Below are 15,312 nucleotides of genomic sequence, written 5' to 3'. Positions count from 1 at the left end.
GAGGCTTCCTACATACTGATTTGCAGCGTGTAGAGCAAGTCTCATGTAGGGATAGCACGAAATTTCTGCAACAGAAAAATGGCGGAAACCCGGCACAATGTCAGGCCCGAGAGGTTTCCGCCCGAATATTTCAGGCAATCAGAACGGTTTCACGATCACCAGAATGACGATGAGGATCATCAGGAGGGTCGGAATCTCGTTGACGATTCTCCAGTGTTTCGCCGGTTTCGTATTGCGGTCCTCGGCAAAAAGCCGCGTGGATTTTGCCAGATATCCGTGCAATCCGGACATGAGAACAACCAGAAGCAGCTTGGCATGCAGCCAGCCGCCCTGAAATCCGAAGATTTCCCAGGCCATCCACAGGCCGGCGATCCAGGTCACGGCCATGGCGGGATTGATGATGAAACGCAGCAGGCGGCGCTCCATCACCTTGAAGGTTTCCGATTTTTCGGAGCCGGGCGCGGCATCTGCGTGATAGACGAAGAGGCGCGGCAGGTAGAGCATCCCCGCCATCCATGCGATGACGGCAATCACGTGCAGCGATTTGACCCAGAGATAGGCGTCGGCTGGATTCACGTGAAACAATGCCCAGACGCCGAGCGCGACCACGACCAGCGAAACGACTGTGCGAATGGCAACCGCCGATCCGCGATTTTCCGGAGCTGTCTGGCTCATGATTTTCCTCCGCGAATACGGTCGATCATGCGCTGCACATTTTCGATTGGCGCTTGTGGCGTGATTCCGTGTCCAAGATTGAAGATCAGCGGGCCCTGGCCCAGACGTTCGAGAACCGCATCCACGCCTTCATCCAGAGCGCTGCCGCCAGCCACCACGCGCAGCGGATCGAGATTGCCCTGCACCGCGCCCTCTTCCTGCAAGGCAGCCGCAAAGGACAGGGGAACCGACCAGTCAAGGCCAAGCGCGTCCACACCGGTCTTCTGGCGATAGCTCGCATAAAGCATCCCGGCTCCTTTCGGGAAGCCGATGATGCGGGCCTCCGGATAAACCGCCCTCACCTTCTGGACGATCCGGGCAACGGGCTGGATGCAGAAACGCTCAAAGCAGTCCTCGTCCAGAACGCCCGACCAGGAATCGAAAATCTGAACCGCGTCTGCACCCGCATCGAGCTGTTCGATGAGATATTCGGCGGAAACATCGGCAAGATCGTTCAGGAGCTTTTCAAAGGCTTCCGGAAAGCGATAGGCGAAAAGGCGGGCGGGCGCCTGATCCGGCGTGCCGTGACCGGCAATCATGTAGGTTGCAACGGTCCAGGGAGCGCCGCAGAAGCCGAGCAGCGTGGTTTCGTCGGGCAACTGCTCGCGCAGCAGCCGAACCGTCTCGTAGACCGGCTCAAGCCTTTTGGCGACGCCTTCGGTCTCAAGCCAGAAAATCTCGTCGGCATCAATTGGCGTCATCAAAGGTCCTCTTCCTTCTTCAAAGCGAAGGTCGCGCCCAAGGGCGTGAGGGATGACAAGAATGTCCGAAAAGAGAATGGCTGCATCAAAGCCAAAGCGGCGGATCGGCTGAAGGGTCACCTCGACGGCCAGATCGGGCGAGTAGCACAGATCGAGAAAGCTTCCAGCCTTTTTGCGGGTCTCGCGATATTCGGGAAGATAGCGTCCGGCCTGTCGCATCATCCAGATTGGAGGCGGAAACACCGTTTCGCCGTCGATCACTCTCAAGACCTTGCGCTTCATCTGATTTTTATCCGCTTTGTTGGTTGCCTGATCCGGCGTTGGTCAAAAGTTATCCAGTCCGGTTCTCATAAAGAAGGGATGATTCAGGAATCTTTTGATTCTTAGAGTCTGTTGGAATCGGGGATTAAGCTCTGTCCCGGTTTTTCCCACAGTTCCGAAATTGCCGTCTCATCCTGTGCAATTATTCACCGACAGTCTGACCAAATAAAAAGAAAACTCAATTCCCTCTTTTAATATAAAGGGTTACCAATTGACGCAGTTCATGCCGATTTGTGGAAAAGCTGGGAATTACCGCGGAATTTCGCGTTCTCATGAGTCTTGTCCACAGATGTTGATGAACACTCGCCACATGTTGGCCCGCTGTGGATGACTTGCCAAGTTTCCCACCGCCTGCCATGGCTTGTGGAAGACGTTCGTCCGTTACGCACAGCCGTCAACAGGAGGGCAACAAAACTGTGGTGAGACCGCTTTCCTACTTTCATCTTCATCTGATTTCTGATGCGACCGGAGAGACTCTCCTCGCGGCGGGCCGCGCGGCGGCGGCGCAATATGCCAGTGCGCGCGCCATCGAGCATATCTATCCGCTGATCCGCACTGAAAAGCAGCTGCGCAAGGTTCTCGAAGGCATCGATGCGGAGCCCGGCATCGTCCTCTATACAATCGTGGACCAGAAACTGGCGGCGATCATTGACGAATCCTGCGCGGAAATGGGGGTTCCCAGCGTTTCCGTGCTGGAGCCGGTGCTCAACACGTTTCAATCCTATCTCGGTGCGCCCGCCCACCGCCGCGCCAGCGCGCAGCATGTCCTTAATGCCGATTATTTCCGGCGGATCGACGCGCTCAATTTCACGATGGAGCATGATGACGGGCAATTGCCCTATGACATCGAGGAAGCAGACGTCATTCTGGTCGGCATTTCACGCACATCCAAGACGCCGACGAGCATTTATCTCGCCAATCGCGGCATCAAGGCCACCAATGTTCCCATCGTGCTTGGCATTCCGCTGCCGGAAGTCCTGTTCACAACCAAACGACCGCTGATCGTCGGGCTGGTCGCCACCGCCGAACGGATTTCGCAAATCCGCCAGAACCGGCCGCTCGGCAATGTGCCGTCATTGGATACCGGGCTTTATACGGACCGCGTTTCCATCTCGGAAGAACTGGCTTATGCGCGTAATATATGCAATCGGCACGGCTGGCCGATCATAGATGTGTCGCGCCGGTCGATCGAGGAAACCGCGGCGGCTATCCTCGCTTTGCTGCGCGAAAAGACGAACAGAAGGGATTTCGACCATGACTGAACTTATCCTTGCCTCCAAAAGCCCTTTCCGTTCGGCCTTGCTGAAAAATGCCGGCATCGCTTTTTCGACGGCAAGCGCGGAGGTCGACGAGCGCGCTGTCGAAGCCCCGCTTTACGAAACGGGCGCCACGCCGGAAGAGGTCGCGCAGGTTCTGGCCGAGGCGAAGGCGCTCGATGTGAGCGAGAAGAACCCCGGCGCGGTGGTGATCGGCTGCGACCAGACCCTGTCGCTCGGCGACAAGATTTTCCACAAGCCCGCCGATATGGAAGCGGCGCGCCGCCAGCTCCTGAAATTTTCCGGCATGACCCACCAATTGAATAGCGCTGTCGTGCTGGCGAAGGATGGCAAAACCCTGTGGCGTCACGTTTCGATCGCTCGCATGACGATGCGCGATCTCGATCCCGGTTTTGTCGGGCGTTATCTCGGCCGCGTCGGGGACACTGCCCTTTCCAGCGTCGGCGCCTATCAGGTCGAGGGGCCGGGCATCCAGCTCTTTGAAAAGATTGATGGCGATTATTTCACGATTGTCGGCCTGCCGCTCCTGCCGCTGCTCGACGAACTGCGCAAGGAAAAACTGATCGATGGCTAAGAAGGCATTTGTCACCGGCTTTCCGATAAAACACTCACGCTCGCCGCTGATCCACGGTTTCTGGCTCGCCGAACTCGGGATAGACGGTTCCTATGAGGCCATAGAAGTAAAGCCCGGGGACTTTGCTTCCTTCGCTTCGTCACTGGCCGAAAACGGTTTTGCCGGTGGCAATGTCACCATTCCGCACAAGGAAGCAGCCTTCGCCGCCGTGGAAAGTCTGGACGAGGCGGCCAAAGCCATAGGCGCGGTCAACACGCTCTGGCTTGAGGGCGGCAGGCTTCACGGCGGCAATACGGATGCCTACGGTTTTGCCGCCAATCTCGATGCGTCGGCTCCCGGCTGGGACAATGCCGACAGCGCCCTTGTCCTGGGGGCCGGCGGCGCAAGCCGGGCGATCGTTCATTCGCTCCTGTCGCGCGGCTTTGCGAAAGTCGCCATCGTCAATCGCACGGTGAGCCGGGCGCAGGATCTTGCGGCCCATTTCGGACCGCGTGTCTCGGCGCATGGATGGGATGCGGCGCAGGACCTCGTTTCCGATGCCGGACTGATCGTCAACACCACATCGCTCGGCATGAGCGGCCATGATGACGGGGAAACATTCCCGCTCGATCTCGGCAAGGCGTCGCCAAAGGCAGTCGCTACCGATATCGTTTATGTGCCGCTTCAAACGCCGTTTCTGAAAAAGGTCGAAGAAGCCGGACTGGCAACCGTGGACGGGCTTGGCATGCTGCTGCACCAGGCTGTTCCGGGTTTTGAGCGCTGGTTCGGCAAAAGGCCACAAGTGACGAAAGCCCTGCGTGAGCATATTCTGGCGGATATGAAAAAGGCTGGTGTCTTATGATTGTGCTCGGACTGACCGGCTCCATCGGCATGGGAAAAACAACGGCGGCGAACATGTTCGCCGAAGCCGGCGTGCCGATCTATAGCGCCGATGACGCCGTGCATCGGCTCTATTCCGGTCGCGCGGCCCCGCTGATTGAGGCTGCTTTTCCGGGCACGGTGGAAAACGGTGCGGTCAACCGGGACAAGCTTTCCGCCGCCGTCATTGGAAAACCGGACGCCCTGAAAAAGCTGGAGGCTATCGTCCATCCGCTCGTGCGGGAGGAAGAAGAAGCCTTTCGCCGCGAGGCGGAAGAAACTGGCGCGGCCTTGGCGCTGATCGACATTCCGCTGCTTTTCGAAACCGGCGGCGACAGGCGTGTGGACAAGATCGTGGTCGTCTCCGCGCCCGCCGAAGTGCAGCGCGCCCGCGTGCTTGCAAGGCCGGGCATGAGCGAAGAAAAGCTCGACGCCATTCTCGCCCGCCAGACACCGGACGCCGAAAAGCGCGCGCGCGCCGATTTCATTATCGATACGAGCGGGAGTTTCGACAATTTGCGCCGCCAGATTACCGAAATCGTCGCGGAATTAAGTGGAAAGCCTGCGGTCGCGACCGAATAGCGGCGGCCGCTGTGCTATAGCTGCTCAAGATATTTGCCGAGAGGTTCTTCAATGCGTGAAATCGTTTTCGATACGGAAACCACCGGTCTGGAAAGGCTCGAGGACCGTGTGATCGAAATCGGCGGCGTGGAACTGATCAACAAGTTTCCCACAGGCCGCACGTTCCACAAATACATCAACCCGCAGGGTCGTCAGGTTCATCCCGAGGCGCTTGCGGTGCACGGCATCAGCAATGAACAATTGCTCGACAAGCCGACATTCGCGGAAATTCTGGACGAGTTTCTGGAATTTTTCGACGGCGCGAAGCTCGTCGCGCATAATGCCATGTTCGACCTTGGCTTCATCAATGCGGAACTGGCGCGGCTCGGAAAGGCTGAAATCCAGGCGGAACGCATCGTCGATACGCTGGCGCTGGCGCGCCGCAAGCACCCGATGGGTCCGAACTCGCTCGATGCGCTGTGCAAGCGCTATGGCATCGAAAACGGCCACCGCACCCTGCACGGCGCCTTGCTCGACTCCGAGATTTTGGCGGAAGTCTATATCGAACTGATCGGCGGCAAGCAGACGGCGCTTGGTCTCAGCATGGGGGGAACCGCAAGCGGCGGCAATGCCGGGGATAGCGGCGCGGCCATCATCCTTGCTGCGCGCCCAAGGCCGCTTGCGCCGCGCATTTCCGATGAGGAACGAGCGGCTCACGCAGCACTCGTGGCCGAACTCGGCGACAAGGCCATCTGGAAGAAATATCTGTCCTAGGCGGTTCCTATTTTGGAGCGCCGATCTGATCCAGTCAGGTCGAAACCGCTCCAAACGAAAAAAGCCCGGTCGAAACCGGGCTTTCTTGCATCATGAAGCCTGCGATCAGCTCTTCACAGCCGACTTGGCCTGTTCTTCGGCCATGCGGGACTGGAACATCTGCGCGAAATCGATCGGGTCGATCATCAGCGGCGGGTAGCCGCCGTTGCGCGTCGCGTCGGCGATGATCTGGCGTGCGAACGGGAACAGGAGACGCGGGCATTCGATGAACAGAAGCGGCAGCATGTGCTCCTGCGGGATGCCCTGAATGCGGAACACGCCGCCATAGACCAGCTCGGTGTTGAAAAGGACGTCCTTGCCGTCAACGGCCTTGGCTTCCAGCGTCAGCACAACATCGAAGTCCGTTTCGGACAGCGGATTGGCGTTGACGTTGACATTGATGTTGATGGACGGCGCCTTCTCGCGCGGACGCAGCGACAGCGGCGCGCCCGGGCTTTCAAAGGACAGGTCCTTCACATATTGCGCCAGAATGTTGAGGGACGGCTCGGCCGTCGCGCCATTGCCGTTCTTTACTTCGCCCGCGGCCTTATCGCTCATTATCGGTATGCCTTCTATCGGTGATTAAGATTTTTGCGCTTCCGGTGCAGCCTGCGCGCAAGCCGCTCCGGAAGGTCGGAGTGTTTGGCTAGCATGTGCGCGGGCATGAGGCAAGAAAGGCTTTTTAGGTTAGTATTTGCGCATTCAGCGATTGTCACTTGCCGGATTTATCGTCGGGCCGGGCGGTGTAATCTTCGGGATCGAGATCGATGACATGGTCCTGACGCGGATTGTGGCCGGGGCGCTGCTGCCCGTAACCGTGCGAATAGCGTGCCGACGTGGCGACGACCATGCGGCCGCGCATGAATTTTTCCCACATGACATCGCGAATGAACGGAACGAACAGCAGAATGCCGATGGCGCTGCTCACAAAGCCAGGCACGATCAGCAGGATCGCCGCCAGAACCAGCATGGCGCCATGCACCACTTCGCGATCCGGAACGCGCCCGGCCGCGGTTTCGGTGCGAATGCGCTGCAAAAGCCCGATGCCCTGCACGCGCAGGAGGAAAAAGCCCAGCATCGCGCTCAGGATGACCAGGCCGAGGGTCGCGAAAACGCCGATCTTGCTGCCGACGATGACGAAACCGGCAATTTCGATGAAAGGCATCGCCAGCAGGACGAGAGGGGCGAAAGAGGAGGACACGGAGGTTACGACCTTTGTTGTTTGGTTCCGGGGTTCAGTCTAGCCTGAATTGTAACTTTTTAAGGTTCGGAACGAAATTGAAACTGTCTGTCATGCAATATCAAATAGGTACGCATGATCGGGATTTGAATGATGACGTAAGCCGATCTATATGTATGGGATATAAATGGCAGCGCATCCCGAAAAATGCGAAGCGGTTTTCGGAAAAAGATGCGCGTAAGGACAAATGGATAGAGCATTTCCAATGGTTCAATCAGAACGGGAAATGCTCTAGGGATAGGAAAGGCGAAACGCCGGTTCCTTCAATTAGCGGCAGGCGGCATGGAATTTTTTGATTTTGGCACGATATTCTTCTTCATCGCAGCGGTGATCATCTTTCTCCAGCTGAGGAATGTTCTTGGCCGTCGTACCGGAAATGAAAAACCGCCCTTCGATCCGTACACGTCCGCACGCAGTGCCGATGCTGCACCGGCGAGCAGCGAGACGGACAATGTCGTCTCTCTTCCGCGCCGGACGGGCGAAAAGGATTTCACCGCCATCGACAAGGCGGCGCCTCTTGGCACGCCCGTCAATGACGGCCTGCGCGCGATTTATACCGCCGATCCGTCGTTCGATCCGGCCAGTTTCGTGGAAGGCCTCAAGATCGCTTATGAGATGATCGTGATGTCGTTTGCCGATGGCGATCGCAAGGTCCTGAAAAATCTGCTTTCCAAGGATGTATATGAAGGGTTCGTTTCGGCGATCGATGAGCGCGAAGCCCGTGGCGAAACCGTGCGTTCGTCCTTCGTCGGCATCGACAAGGCGGCAATCACCGGCGCCGAGATGAAGGGTTCGGAAGCGCATGTGACGGTCAATATCGTCAGCCAGATGATTTCCTCCACCTATGACAAGGACGGCAAGCTGATCGACGGCGATCCGGATAATGTGATCGAGATCAAGGATCTGTGGACCTTTGCCCGCGATACGCGGTCGCGCGATCCGAACTGGAAGCTTGTCGCGACCGAGGCGGACGATTAAGAGAAAAATATGAATCGGGCCGCTGACCCAACGCAGCGGCCTTTTTGTTTGTGCTCGGAGTATTTTTGAGCCAAAAGTGCGAAGCGTCTACGCAGGGAAATCAGTTCACTGGACTGATTTCTTATCCTGCTTCGATGCGTCGGATAATGCGTAAAAACAGAGGGATAGCGCTGTTCCAATGACTGTGTGTAGTTGGAGCGGCTCTGGCTGGACGGATGCGGCGATGAACGGCTTGGCGAGGATTTTGCGCCCGGTGGCCTTTTCGGATTGTCCGGGCTGGAACCGCGACGATCAGTCCGCTGCATTCGCCGCATTTCGCCGTTCGGCCGATTACGCTGCCCACCAGACCTACAAGAGCAGCAGTCTTGGCATCCGTTTCGAAGCGCTGGCGCCGATCTTCGCCGCCGCGCGCGCCCTCGACAATCCGGGCGTGGCGGAAGCGCGGGCTTTCTTCGAACAGAATTTTCTCCCCTGCCGCATCGTTCCCGAACAGGGAAACGGCTTTGTCACCGCATTCTACGAACCGGAGATCGACGCCTCGCTTCACGCCGACAGCCGGTTCAAGGTGCCGTTCTATCGGCAGCCGGACGATCTTGTGAAGGTAACGGACGATATTCGTCCTGAGGGTTTTGATCCGTCCTTTGCCTTTGCGCGCCGGACGGAAAACGGTCTGGCGGAATACGACGACCGCCGCATGATCGAACTGGGCAGCCTTTCCGGGCGTGGACTGGAAATCGCTTTCGTCGCCGACCGGGTCGATGCCTTTTTCGCGCATGTGCAGGGCGCGGCGCGCCTGAAACTGCGCGATGGCGGCTTGCTGCGCATCACCTATGCCGCCAAATCCGGCCACCCGTTCACAGGCATTGGCCGCATTCTGGTCGCCAATGGCGAAATTCCGGCCTCGGAAATTTCCATGCAGACGATCCGGCGCTGGCTGGCCGAACATCCCGACCGGGCCGATGACCTCATCTGGCAGAACCGGTCCTATATTTTCTTCCGGGAAGCCCCGGTGGACGACCCGGATGCCGGTCCGATTGCCGCCGCAAAAGTTCCGCTGACCGCCGGGCGTTCGCTTGCCGTCGACAGATTGCTCCACACATTCGGGACGCCGATCCATGTCAGTGCGCCAACTGTGACCGTCTTTGACGGCCAGCCTTTTGCGCGGCTGATGATCGCGCAGGACACCGGAACGGCTGTCGTCGGCCCTGCCCGCGGCGATCTGTTTGCCGGCTCCGGTGATATTGCCGGCGAGATCGCCGGTGGCGTGAAGGACGATGCGGATTTCTATGCGCTGGTGCCGCGCACCCTGCTGGGGGCTTGAATGGCACGCGCAACCGACAAGCCGGAACAGGATTATCTGCGGCCCGAAGACCGAATCTTATGGGAAACGGTCGCCAAAACCGCAAAGCCGCTGGTAAAGCCGAAGGCGAAACCGGACGCGCTTCCCGATTTCAAGACATTGATGGCGGAAGAAGAAAAGCGCCCGGCCCAGGCGAAGGTCCAGCCTGCGGTGGAGGCGAGCAAGCCGAAGAAGGGCTTGTCGGCGCTCGGCGAAATGCAGATTCAGTCGCTCGACAAGCCGACACATCGAAAAATAGCGAAAGGCCGCGTCGATATTGAAGCCCGCATCGACCTCCACGGTCTTACGCAGGGCGAAGCGCACGGCCTGCTCTATGGGTTTCTGGTCAGCGCGCATGCACGCGGCCTGCGTCATGTCATGGTCATCACCGGCAAGGGCCGTTCGTTCGGCAGCGAAGGCATTTTGCGGCAGGCGGTGCCGCACTGGTTTTCCACGCCGCTGTTCAGGCTTCTGGTCAGCGCCTATGAGGATGCGGCGCGTCACCATGGCGGGCATGGCGCGCTTTATGTCAGGCTTCGCCGCCAGACCCAGAACACGGCCCAGCAAGTACTACCGGGAGGAAACAGGCCGCGATGACGCCATTTGGGATACGCCTGCGCGAGTTGCGGGAAGAGCGGGGGGTGACCCAGAAGGACATGGCGGCGGCGCTTCGCGTTTCGCCGGCCTATCTGTCGGCGCTGGAACACGGACGGCGCGGCCAGCCGACCTGGGACCTGCTGCAGCGCATCATCACCTATTTCAACATTATCTGGGACGAGGCGGAAGAGTTGCAGAACCTCGCCGCCGTATCGCATCCGCGTGTGGTGATCGATACGTCGGGCCTGTCGCCGCAGGCAACCGAGCTTGCCAATCTTCTGGCGCGCAATATCCGCATCATTGATCGCGAGACGATCAAGCATCTGAGCGAGGAAATCGAGGCGGCGCGCAAGCGCCGCCGCGGGATCAAGCCTGTTCAGCCCCTGTGATGTTCAGCCCCTGTACTGTTCAGCCATGTGATCAGAACAGCGCTTTCAATTCATCGAGCTTCGAATTGACCAGCCAGCCATAGTAATTTTCTTGCGGCAGCACGGGGTTCTGACCGTCTGCCTTTCGCCTGGCATTTTCGTTGGCCAGTGCCCGCGCGCGCGCTTCCGCACCGCCGGTATTGTAGAGCGTGGCGGTGAGGCCCGGATTCTTCGAAATGTCGAAATCGGCGATCTGCCGGTAGGAGTTGATCGACTGTTTCAGCGTTGCCGCGATGTATGGTAGTGTCAGGTCGGGGTCCATGATCGTCTTGTAGACCACATTGCCGTCTTCGGCGTTGAGCTTGGGTAGGCCGGAAACGCGGTTCACCATGTCCGACATCTGCAAGGCCGTCAGCGGGTTGATCTGGCCAAGGCCGAATGTCTGGCCCGCATAGAAAGGCTGGAAGAACACCGCGCTGAAACGATTGTTGGGATAGGCGTTGCCGCCGACCGACTTGCCGCGGAAATTCTTGTTCCAGATATTTTCCCGGCAGGACCACAGCGAATAGCTGTCCTTGTGCTTCAGGCAGTCGGCAAATTCAGGCCGCTTGATGAACTGGCCGATGCTCTCGCCATTATAGCCGAAGCTCACGCCCTGATTCACATAGGACATGGCCTTGACGTAATAGGTCTGCAGCCGGTCATAGACGTCGACATTATAGGTATGCTCGCCGACGATCGCGCCGACAATGTGAATGGGATCGATGCCATAGGCTGCCGCCGTTGACCGGATCTTGGAGCGCAGCGCGGCATCCTTTTTCAGGAGGCCGTAGATCTTCTGATACTTCTTCTCGTAGGTCGTGCTCAGTTCACGCGTGCGCTTGGCGGATGCGCCGGGGATCGGCGGCTGTTCCGCATTGCGATTGCCGGGAGGGACGAGTGTCGCCGCTTGCGCGCTCTGGCTGGCTACAATGAAGGCGAGGCAAAGGCCAGCAAAGCGGTTCAGTGATCTGGTCATTGTGCGGAAACGGCCCCAATATGGTGAAGATCTGGTAAATTGGCCGGAAAATAGAAAACCCCCCGATGCAAGTCGAGGGGTTTTTGCGCATTCCTTGACAAGTGGCCGGAAGCCGTGGCTTTCCGGTCACTTACAGGCGTCTTCATCAGAGAATGAAGCGCGACAGATCGGTGTTCTTGGCAAGACCGCCGATCTTGTCCTTCACATAGGCCGCATCGATGGTGAAGACCGCGCCGGTCTTGTCGGGAGCGGTGAACGAGATTTCGTCCAGAACCCGTTCCATCACCGTTTGCAGGCGGCGCGCGCCGATGTTTTCAACCGTTGCATTCAGATCGACGGCGATATCGGCCAGAGCGTCGATGGCGTCATCGGTGATTTCGAGCTTCACCTCTTCCGTCGCCATCAGGGCGATATACTGCTTGATCAGGCTTGCTTCGGTCTCCGTCAGGATGCGGCGGAAGTCCTCACGCGTCAGCGCATTGAGTTCCACGCGGATCGGCAGACGGCCCTGAAGCTCCGGCAGGAGATCGGACGGCTTGGAGACGTGGAACGCGCCGGATGCGATGAACAGCACGTGGTCGGTCTTGACCGGCCCGTATTTGGTCGCAACCGTCGTGCCTTCAACCAGCGGCAGGAGATCGCGCTGCACGCCTTCACGCGACACGCCTGCACCCATGCCGCCTTCCCGCGATGCAATCTTGTCGATCTCGTCGATGAACACGATGCCCTCGTCTTCGGTGACGCGAAGCGCTTCCTGCACGATCTGGTCCTGATCCAGAAGCTTGTCGGATTCGTCGTTGATCAGGATCGCATAGGAATCCTGCACCGTGGTCTTGCGCGTCTTGGTGCGCCCGCCCATCGCCTTGCCCAGCATGTCGGACAGGTTCATGACGCCGATATTGGCGCCCGGCATCCCCGGAATCTCGAAGCTCGGGCCGGAGCCGGTATCGGCGACCTCGATTTCGATTTCCTTGTCGTCCAGCTCGTTGTTGCGCAGCTTCTTGCGGAAGCTGTCGCGGGTTGCGGGGCTCGCCGTCTTGCCGACCAGGGCATCCAGCACGCGTTCCTCTGCATTGAGATGCGCCTTGGCCTTCACGTCCTCGCGGCGCTTTTCGCGCACCAGCGTGATGGCAACCTCGACCAGATCGCGGACGATCTGCTCGACGTCGCGGCCCACATAGCCGACTTCGGTGAACTTGGTCGCTTCCACCTTGACGAAAGGCGCACCGGCGAGCTTGGCGAGACGGCGGGAAATTTCCGTCTTGCCCACGCCGGTCGGTCCGATCATCAGGATGTTCTTCGGCATGACCTCTTCGCGCATCTGGCCTTCGAGCTGCTGGCGGCGCCAGCGGTTGCGCAGCGCAATGGCGACGGCGCGCTTGGCGTCGTTCTGGCCGATGATGAAACGGTCGAGTTCCGAAACGATTTCACGGGGGGAGAAGTTACTCATGATTATAACCCACTTTGCCACTGCTTGATGAACTCGAACGGATGCAGCAGCATGATCACGTTGAGCGTAAGATTGTCGCGGATGACGATCAGCGCCAGGATTTCAAAGAACAGCGCTATGGCGACGGTTATTTTCGTTGGCAGTCTGGCTGCGAGCAAAAAGCCAAGAGCAGCGGCAACCGTATCGGCAACCGAATTCACGATGCTGTCGCCAAAATAGTCCACCGAGGACGTATTGGCGCGATAGCGTTCGATGATGAAATTCGAATTCTCGATCAGTTCCCAAACGGCTTCGATGCCGACCGCAGCCGCAAGCCTCAGGCCGAGCGGGGCTTTGGGTGCGATGACCGTGAACAGCCAGTAGAACAGAAAGCCATGGATGATGTGCGACAGCGTATACCAGTCGGATATATGCTGCGAGTTTTCGGACATCAACGAACCGGACCATAATTTTATGGTTCCGCATTCGCACATGGCGATCCGCCCGTCGAGATAGAGCCAGAAGGCTTGTACCGCGACGATGGCGAGAACGATCAGGGCGCCCAGGCCCCAGCGTTGCGCATTCGGTTTTGAGGCCTGCGCCAGCGAGCTCATTCTGCGTCCAGGCTTTCCACGAGGATATTGTGGTTGGTGTAGATGCAGATATCGGCGGCGATTTCCATCGCCTTGCGGGCGATTTCCTCGGCTGACTTGTCGGTGTCGATCAGCGCGCGGGCGGCGGCCAGCGCATAATTGCCGCCCGAACCGATGGCCATAACGCCATGTTCGGGTTCAAGCACGTCGCCGGTGCCGGTCAGCGCCAGCGTCACCTTGCTGTCGGCAACCAGCATCATGGCTTCCAGCTTGCGCAAGTAGCGGTCGGTACGCCAGTCCTTGGCAAGTTCGACCGAAGCGCGCATGAGCTGATCGGGATATTGTTCGAGCTTGGCTTCGAGGCGTTCCAGCAGGGTGAAGGCGTCGGCGGTGGCCCCGGCAAAACCGGCAATCACATTGCCCTTGCCGATGCGGCGCACTTTACGCGCATTGCCCTTCATGACGGTATTGCCCAGCGAAACCTGTCCGTCGCCGGCAATGACGACCTTGCCGCCCTTGCGCACGGTGACGATGGTGGTGCCGTATATGGTTGTGGGATTGTGGTCGATCATGGATGCTCCTTTGGCGAGCTGTGTATTCCCGGACGGCGAAAACACAGGTCCCTTGCTATGCGGTTATACGCATTTCGATCTGATTATTTAAGAAGGCGTTGCCGAATTGCAAATGGCAAACCGGCAAAAGGAATTGGCAAAGTGGGCAAGCTGTTCTAGAACGCCTCCAAGCTATAGGATGAGGAAAGCTTATGACTGCTGAAAGCACCCGCAAGGCAAGCATCGAACGCTCCACGAAGGAAACGAGCATTGCCGTTTCAGTCGATCTGGATGGCGTCGGCAAGTTCGACATCACCACTGGCGTCGGCTTCTTCGATCATATGCTGGAGCAGCTTTCCCGACATTCGCTGATCGATATGCGCGTGATGGCCAAGGGCGATCTGCATATCGATGATCACCACACGGTCGAGGATACCGGCATTGCGCTCGGTCAGGCCATTGCCAAGGCCTTGGGCGAACGCCGCGGCATCGTGCGCTATGCCTCGATGGACCTCGCCATGGACGATACGCTGACCGGCGCTGCCGTTGACGTGTCGGGACGCGCCTTTCTGGTCTGGAACGTCAATTTCACCACGGCCAAGATCGGCACGTTCGACACCGAGCTGGTGCGTGAGTTCTTTCAGGCTTTCGCGATGAATGCGGGCATCACGCTGCATATCAACAATCATTACGGCGCCAATAACCACCATATTGCGGAGTCGATCTTCAAGGCGGTGGCCCGGGTTCTGCGCACGGCGCTGGAAACCGATCCGCGTCAGAAGGATGCAATCCCCTCCACCAAGGGCTCGCTGAAAGGCTGAGTGATGGCGCAATTCGTCGTTCTTGAACCGGAAGATACCCAAGCAATTCCCGGAAAAGTGGGAACCGGTTTTCCGTCTGGAACTGCGATGCAAAAAAGCCTTGAGCAAACCGTGTTCGTGCGCGACGGATTCCATGTGCTGGGACTGCTGTTGCCCTTCGTCTGGCTGCTGGCGCAGCGTCTGTGGTTCGAAGCCTTCGCTGTGTTGGGCGTCACGATCCTGCTTGGTCTCGTTGCGACCCACTTCGGCATTGACGGTGCGGTGCCTCTTCTAACCCTGTTCATGTCGCTCTTTGTCGCGCTGGAAGGCGTCAACTGGAAGATCGCCAAGCTCAGGCGTCAGGGTTTTGTCGAAAAGGCGGTCATAGACGCGTCCGATCTGGAAGAAGCGGAAATCCGCTATTTCCACGGCCTCGAAGATGCGGGCAAGCCAGCCGCACCGCTTGCGGGCCAGCCTGCCCCCGACTGGCGCACCGACTGGACTCAGGCAACCCCTCGTCCCATCTATTCCTCATTTGGCTCAACGATCGGATTCGTGGGTCATCGCGGAGAAAACTGAA

Annotated in this window: 19 protein-coding genes; 11 read left to right on the top strand and 8 right to left on the bottom strand. The window is 58.5% G+C overall.

Features of this window, described 5'->3' with window-relative positions; translation table 11 throughout:
- Window positions 1-138: 138 nt before the first annotated feature.
- Both hemJ and hemE read right to left on the bottom strand, forming a co-directional pair.
- Window positions 139-675 carry a protoporphyrinogen oxidase HemJ gene (hemJ, locus tag AC0TNJ_RS12055; protein ID WP_473771275.1) on the bottom strand — a complete coding sequence of 179 codons (537 nt, stop codon included), beginning with the start codon at window positions 673-675 and terminating at the stop codon, window positions 139-141.
- A complete protein-coding gene (hemE, locus tag AC0TNJ_RS12050; RefSeq protein WP_473771274.1) occupies window positions 672-1,697 on the bottom strand; it encodes a uroporphyrinogen decarboxylase in 1,026 nt (341 codons plus the stop codon). The genes hemJ and hemE overlap by 4 nt, the downstream gene beginning before the upstream one ends.
- Window positions 1,698-2,152: 455 nt before the next feature.
- On the opposite strand from hemE, the gene AC0TNJ_RS12045 reads away from it, so the two are divergent.
- Genes AC0TNJ_RS12045 through dnaQ form a run of 5 tightly spaced genes read left to right on the top strand, consistent with a single transcriptional unit; the run spans window position 2,153 to window position 5,780 of the window.
- Window positions 2,153-2,998 (top strand): pyruvate, water dikinase regulatory protein, encoded by an 846-nt coding sequence (locus tag AC0TNJ_RS12045; protein ID WP_122002810.1) that lies wholly within the window; start codon window positions 2,153-2,155, stop codon window positions 2,996-2,998.
- A complete protein-coding gene (locus AC0TNJ_RS12040) occupies window positions 2,991-3,587 on the top strand; it encodes a Maf-like protein (protein WP_473771273.1) in 597 nt (198 codons plus the stop codon). Before AC0TNJ_RS12045 ends, AC0TNJ_RS12040 begins: the two co-directional genes overlap by 8 nt.
- On the top strand, window positions 3,580-4,428 hold the full coding sequence (locus AC0TNJ_RS12035) for a shikimate dehydrogenase (RefSeq protein WP_473771272.1): 849 nt from the start codon (window positions 3,580-3,582) through the stop codon (window positions 4,426-4,428). Before AC0TNJ_RS12040 ends, AC0TNJ_RS12035 begins: the two co-directional genes overlap by 8 nt.
- Window positions 4,425-5,027, top strand: coding sequence for a dephospho-CoA kinase (gene coaE / locus AC0TNJ_RS12030; protein ID WP_473771271.1), 603 nt, complete (start codon window positions 4,425-4,427; stop codon window positions 5,025-5,027). The genes AC0TNJ_RS12035 and coaE overlap by 4 nt, the downstream gene beginning before the upstream one ends.
- A gap of 51 nt (window positions 5,028-5,078) precedes the next feature.
- Window positions 5,079-5,780, top strand: coding sequence for a DNA polymerase III subunit epsilon (dnaQ, locus tag AC0TNJ_RS12025; protein WP_473771270.1), 702 nt, complete (start codon window positions 5,079-5,081; stop codon window positions 5,778-5,780).
- 105 nt (window positions 5,781-5,885) lie between these two features.
- Here the strand turns inward: dnaQ and secB are convergent, their stop codons facing one another.
- Window positions 5,886-6,377, bottom strand: coding sequence for a protein-export chaperone SecB (secB, locus tag AC0TNJ_RS12020; RefSeq protein WP_006468052.1), 492 nt, complete (start codon window positions 6,375-6,377; stop codon window positions 5,886-5,888).
- Window positions 6,378-6,531: 154 nt separating this feature from the next.
- On the bottom strand, window positions 6,532-7,020 hold the full coding sequence (locus AC0TNJ_RS12015) for an FxsA family protein (RefSeq protein WP_473771269.1): 489 nt from the start codon (window positions 7,018-7,020) through the stop codon (window positions 6,532-6,534).
- Window positions 7,021-7,341: 321 nt separating this feature from the next.
- Here AC0TNJ_RS12015 and AC0TNJ_RS12010 point away from each other — a divergent pair, with 321 nt between their 5' ends.
- The 4 genes from AC0TNJ_RS12010 (at window position 7,342) to AC0TNJ_RS11995 (ending at window position 10,362) form a co-directional block, all read left to right on the top strand.
- Window positions 7,342-8,037: a Tim44/TimA family putative adaptor protein gene (locus tag AC0TNJ_RS12010; protein ID WP_122002816.1), complete on the top strand. Its 696-nt coding sequence runs from the start codon at window positions 7,342-7,344 to the stop codon at window positions 8,035-8,037.
- Window positions 8,038-8,260: 223 nt separating this feature from the next.
- Window positions 8,261-9,358 carry a murein transglycosylase A gene (gene mltA / locus AC0TNJ_RS12005; RefSeq protein WP_473771403.1) on the top strand — a complete coding sequence of 366 codons (1,098 nt, stop codon included), beginning with the start codon at window positions 8,261-8,263 and terminating at the stop codon, window positions 9,356-9,358.
- Window positions 9,359-9,973: a Smr/MutS family protein gene (locus AC0TNJ_RS12000; RefSeq protein WP_473771268.1), complete on the top strand. Its 615-nt coding sequence runs from the start codon at window positions 9,359-9,361 to the stop codon at window positions 9,971-9,973.
- A complete protein-coding gene (locus AC0TNJ_RS11995) occupies window positions 9,970-10,362 on the top strand; it encodes a helix-turn-helix domain-containing protein (RefSeq protein ID WP_473771267.1) in 393 nt (130 codons plus the stop codon). Before AC0TNJ_RS12000 ends, AC0TNJ_RS11995 begins: the two co-directional genes overlap by 4 nt.
- Window positions 10,363-10,393: 31 nt before the next feature.
- Here AC0TNJ_RS11995 and AC0TNJ_RS11990 read toward each other — a convergent pair whose 3' ends face one another.
- The 4 genes from AC0TNJ_RS11990 to hslV form a co-directional block, all read right to left on the bottom strand.
- Window positions 10,394-11,359: a DUF1402 family protein gene (locus tag AC0TNJ_RS11990; RefSeq protein WP_473771266.1), complete on the bottom strand. Its 966-nt coding sequence runs from the start codon at window positions 11,357-11,359 to the stop codon at window positions 10,394-10,396.
- Window positions 11,360-11,504: 145 nt separating this feature from the next.
- Window positions 11,505-12,809, bottom strand: coding sequence for an ATP-dependent protease ATPase subunit HslU (hslU, locus tag AC0TNJ_RS11985; RefSeq protein WP_122002820.1), 1,305 nt, complete (start codon window positions 12,807-12,809; stop codon window positions 11,505-11,507).
- 2 nt (window positions 12,810-12,811) lie between these two features.
- The gene (locus AC0TNJ_RS11980) at window positions 12,812-13,402 is read right to left on the bottom strand and encodes a DUF2585 domain-containing protein (protein WP_122002821.1); all 591 of its coding nucleotides are present in this window, start codon (window positions 13,400-13,402) and stop codon (window positions 12,812-12,814) included.
- Window positions 13,399-13,953, bottom strand: coding sequence for an ATP-dependent protease subunit HslV (gene hslV, locus AC0TNJ_RS11975; protein ID WP_122002822.1), 555 nt, complete (start codon window positions 13,951-13,953; stop codon window positions 13,399-13,401). Before hslV ends, AC0TNJ_RS11980 begins: the two co-directional genes overlap by 4 nt.
- Window positions 13,954-14,144: 191 nt before the next feature.
- On the opposite strand from hslV, the gene hisB reads away from it, so the two are divergent.
- Together hisB and AC0TNJ_RS11965 are read left to right on the top strand one after the other, a co-directional pair.
- Window positions 14,145-14,753, top strand: a complete 609-nt coding sequence (hisB, locus tag AC0TNJ_RS11970) for an imidazoleglycerol-phosphate dehydratase HisB (RefSeq protein ID WP_112586829.1) — start codon at window positions 14,145-14,147, stop codon at window positions 14,751-14,753.
- A gap of 3 nt (window positions 14,754-14,756) precedes the next feature.
- Window positions 14,757-15,311 carry a DUF2628 domain-containing protein gene (locus AC0TNJ_RS11965; RefSeq protein WP_473771265.1) on the top strand — a complete coding sequence of 185 codons (555 nt, stop codon included), beginning with the start codon at window positions 14,757-14,759 and terminating at the stop codon, window positions 15,309-15,311.
- Window position 15,312: the final 1 nt, after the last annotated feature.

The sequence above is a fragment of the Ochrobactrum sp. PL_is483 genome, assembly GCF_055816855.1.
The sequence above is the reverse complement of the archived record's forward strand: the minus strand, read 5'-3'. Positions and strand labels throughout refer to the sequence as shown.

What these genes read in the sequence shown, in the direction of transcription:
- AC0TNJ_RS12000 (WP_473771268.1), top strand. Translation starts at nt 9,359, where the DNA reads ATGGCACGCGCAACCGACAAGCCGGAACAGGATTATCTGCGGCCCGAA.
- AC0TNJ_RS11995 (WP_473771267.1), top strand. Translation starts at nt 9,970, where the DNA reads ATGACGCCATTTGGGATACGCCTGCGCGAGTTGCGGGAAGAGCGGGGG.
- hslV (WP_122002822.1), bottom strand. Translation starts at nt 13,953, where the DNA reads ATGATCGACCACAATCCCACAACCATATACGGCACCACCATCGTCACC.
- AC0TNJ_RS12010 (WP_122002816.1), top strand. Translation starts at nt 7,342, where the DNA reads ATGGAATTTTTTGATTTTGGCACGATATTCTTCTTCATCGCAGCGGTG.
- secB (WP_006468052.1), bottom strand. Translation starts at nt 6,377, where the DNA reads ATGAGCGATAAGGCCGCGGGCGAAGTAAAGAACGGCAATGGCGCGACG.
- AC0TNJ_RS11980 (WP_122002821.1), bottom strand. Translation starts at nt 13,402, where the DNA reads ATGAGCTCGCTGGCGCAGGCCTCAAAACCGAATGCGCAACGCTGGGGC.
- AC0TNJ_RS12035 (WP_473771272.1), top strand. Translation starts at nt 3,580, where the DNA reads ATGGCTAAGAAGGCATTTGTCACCGGCTTTCCGATAAAACACTCACGC.
- hemJ (WP_473771275.1), bottom strand. Translation starts at nt 675, where the DNA reads ATGAGCCAGACAGCTCCGGAAAATCGCGGATCGGCGGTTGCCATTCGC.
- mltA (WP_473771403.1), top strand. Translation starts at nt 8,261, where the DNA reads ATGAACGGCTTGGCGAGGATTTTGCGCCCGGTGGCCTTTTCGGATTGT.
- AC0TNJ_RS11990 (WP_473771266.1), bottom strand. Translation starts at nt 11,359, where the DNA reads ATGACCAGATCACTGAACCGCTTTGCTGGCCTTTGCCTCGCCTTCATT.
- AC0TNJ_RS12040 (WP_473771273.1), top strand. Translation starts at nt 2,991, where the DNA reads ATGACTGAACTTATCCTTGCCTCCAAAAGCCCTTTCCGTTCGGCCTTG.
- AC0TNJ_RS11965 (WP_473771265.1), top strand. Translation starts at nt 14,757, where the DNA reads ATGGCGCAATTCGTCGTTCTTGAACCGGAAGATACCCAAGCAATTCCC.
- hisB (WP_112586829.1), top strand. Translation starts at nt 14,145, where the DNA reads ATGACTGCTGAAAGCACCCGCAAGGCAAGCATCGAACGCTCCACGAAG.
- hemE (WP_473771274.1), bottom strand. Translation starts at nt 1,697, where the DNA reads ATGAAGCGCAAGGTCTTGAGAGTGATCGACGGCGAAACGGTGTTTCCG.
- dnaQ (WP_473771270.1), top strand. Translation starts at nt 5,079, where the DNA reads ATGCGTGAAATCGTTTTCGATACGGAAACCACCGGTCTGGAAAGGCTC.
- hslU (WP_122002820.1), bottom strand. Translation starts at nt 12,809, where the DNA reads ATGAGTAACTTCTCCCCCCGTGAAATCGTTTCGGAACTCGACCGTTTC.
- coaE (WP_473771271.1), top strand. Translation starts at nt 4,425, where the DNA reads ATGATTGTGCTCGGACTGACCGGCTCCATCGGCATGGGAAAAACAACG.